2 protein-coding genes and 1 tRNA gene are annotated in these 2,714 nt (G+C 34.0%); all 3 read left to right on the plus strand.

Annotated features, from left to right (window positions below):
- The first annotated feature begins 58 nt into the window (after positions 1–58).
- Positions 59–146: transfer RNA gene (locus HMPREF0631_RS03720), tRNA-Ser, on the plus strand.
- 594 nt (positions 147–740) lie between these two features.
- Positions 741–2,084 carry a Na+/H+ antiporter NhaC family protein gene (locus HMPREF0631_RS03725; RefSeq protein ID WP_002843534.1) on the plus strand — a complete coding sequence of 448 codons (1,344 nt, stop codon included), beginning with the start codon at positions 741–743 and terminating at the stop codon, positions 2,082–2,084.
- A gap of 204 nt (positions 2,085–2,288) precedes the next feature.
- Positions 2,289–2,714, plus strand: a 426-nt coding sequence (locus HMPREF0631_RS03730; protein ID WP_002843535.1) for an MBL fold metallo-hydrolase, incomplete at its 3' end; no start/stop codon positions are given.

Below are 2,714 nucleotides of genomic sequence, written 5' to 3' on the forward strand. Positions count from 1 at the left end.
TCTATGCAAATAAAGTAATTGATAAAAATACTTGTTTATGATATAGTATAATAGTTGTGGAGAGGTGTCCGAGTTGGCTTAAGGGGCTCGCCTGGAAAGCGGGTGTGCGGGAAACTGTACCGAGGGTTCGAATCCCTCTCTCTCCGTTATTTAAATTACATACACTCATTTTAAGTATATAGTTGGAGAATATCAGTATATTTCACCTTAAGATACAAAATTTGAATAGGAGATTATTTATAAAAAAACTATATTATATCTATACATATTCTATTTTGTGTTAATAATAGGTTTATTAATTACCCCATTTGATTTAAGCATAAAAACCGAGGTTACAGAAAATACAATAATTGTTCAAAATGTAATAGAGTATTCCAGGATAGCAATATCTCTTATAATGACTGGAATAGGAATATTGTCAGTAATAAACACATTAAAAAATAAAAAATCATAATAGTATATTATACCTATAGAGAATTAAAAAAGAGCACAACTGTGCTCTTTTTTATATATGATGTTAAGTAAAATGCATTAAATAAAGTGATTTTATTTAATACGTAAATTGCAATATCAATTTGTACACTTTTAGTAAATTGCTTGTAAATGTAATAGTGGTTGGAGGGGCTAAAGTGCTTTTCTAACCACTATTTTTATTTAGAATATGTTATAATATAATTTAATGTATACTATATGTAGTTGGAATTTTATAGTAATTAAAAATTTATTATTTGGAGGTATAAATGAAAAACAAAAAAGTCAGTGCTATTGCCCTGCTTCCATTCTTGGTATTTATAGGCGTTTATCTTATAACGGGTATTGTTTTAAATGCTAGAGGAGTTGAGATGGCGTTTTACCAGTTGCCGTCACCAGTAGCAGCCATAGTAGGTATTATAGCAGCATTTATTATTTTTAAGGGTACTATTGATGAGAAGTTCAATAGTCTAATCAAGGGTTGTGGTAACGAAAATATAATCATTATGTGTATTATATTCTTGCTTGCTGGAGCTTTTTCAACTGTGTCTAAGAGTATGGGTGGAGTAGATTCAGTTGTAAATCTAGGTATGTCTGTCATACCTGCCCAGTATATCAGTGTAGGTATATTCGTAATTTCATCCTTTATAGCCATATCAACAGGTACATCTGTAGGTACTGTTGTTGCGGTTGCCCCAATAGCTATAGGTTTTGCTCAAGCAGCAGGACTTAACGAAGCCTTGGTTATAGGTGCGACTATAGGTGGGGGTATGTTTGGTGACAACCTATCAATCATATCAGATACGACCATAGCAGCAACAAGAACTCAGGGAGTTGAAATGAAAGACAAGTTTAAGGCCAACTTCTTGATAGCTCTTCCGGCAGCCATTGTGACTATAGGTCTTTTATTGGTGTTTGGTAGACCTGATGTGATACCTCCAGTGAAGGCATATGACTATGAGTTAATAAAGGTTGTACCATATATGTTTGTACTTATAGCAGCCCTATGTGGTATGAATGTTTTTGTTGTTTTGACAGGTGGTATAGTACTTTCAGGTATTATAGGAATAGCTGGTGGTTCATTTACTACACTTGTGTTTAGCCAGCAGATATTTGAAGGATTTAAGGGGATGCTTGATATATTCTTACTATCAATGTTGATGGGTGGACTTGCCTACATGGTAGAAAAAGAAGGTGGCATCAACTGGATCCTAAACAAGATTAAAAAAGTAATCAAGGGCAAGAAGACTGCTGAACTTGGTATAAGCGCCATGGTATCTATAACTGATATGGCAACTGCCAACAATACTGTTGCCATACTTATCAATGGACCTATAGCCAAGGAGATAAGTGAGGAGTACAAAATAGAACCTAAGAGGGCAGCTTCCTTGTTGGATATATTCTCTTGTGTATTCCAGGGGTTGATCCCTTATGGAGCCCAGGTATTATTCGCTTGTGCCAGTATAAAGGGTCTTAATAGCCCGTTTGATGTTGTGTATTTCTGTTGGTATCAGGGACTACTAGCTGTATTTGCCCTCTTGTCTATATATGTTCCCTATACGGATATGATACACTCCAAGCTTGCAAATAGAAAATCCAAGAAAAGTATATAGTTTTTTTGAAGGAACTGACTTATAAGTCCTGGAAAATACAAAAATGCTAAATTTAACAAAATAAAAGGTTGAAATTTAGCATTTTTAATTTAAGTAATAACTTGATTTTTTTGATGTATTTCTTACAGGTGATAATTAATTCCTAGTAGGAATTTTAATAGGTAATTTAAATATAAAATACGATACTTTAAGGAGAATACTTATATGCTTAAAGAGGTTTTTGATAATATATATATGTTTGAGGCTAAGCTACCTAAGAGCCCACTAAAGGCTATAAATGTATACGTAATAAAGGACAAGGACAAGAATCTTGTGCTCGATACTGGTTACAATATGGAAGAGACCTTGCTTTCTATGAAGGAGGGCCTGAAAGAGCTAGACCTGGACATAAAAGATACCGAATTGTTTTTGACTCATATGCACGCAGACCATACTGGCCTTTCTTATGAATTTTCAAAAGAAGGATGTCCAGTATATATAGGAAAAGTCGATGGTGATCTAGTTGTAGATTCTATTGAAGGTAGCTATTGGAAATTTGTAGAAAAATTATTTGAATACTATGCAGTCAAAAAAGGGGAAGTAGTTCTAGATGACCATCCTGGCTACCTATACCAGCCCAATGAGAAGGCA

It is taken from the genome of Peptostreptococcus anaerobius 653-L (genome assembly GCF_000178095.1).
In the GTDB taxonomy this organism is placed as follows: domain Bacteria; phylum Bacillota; class Clostridia; order Peptostreptococcales; family Peptostreptococcaceae; genus Peptostreptococcus; species Peptostreptococcus anaerobius.

Bases quoted from the DNA above. Each gene is read 5' to 3' on its own strand.
- HMPREF0631_RS03725 (WP_002843534.1), top strand. From the start codon at position 741: ATGAAAAACAAAAAAGTCAGTGCTATTGCCCTGCTTCCATTCTTGGTA.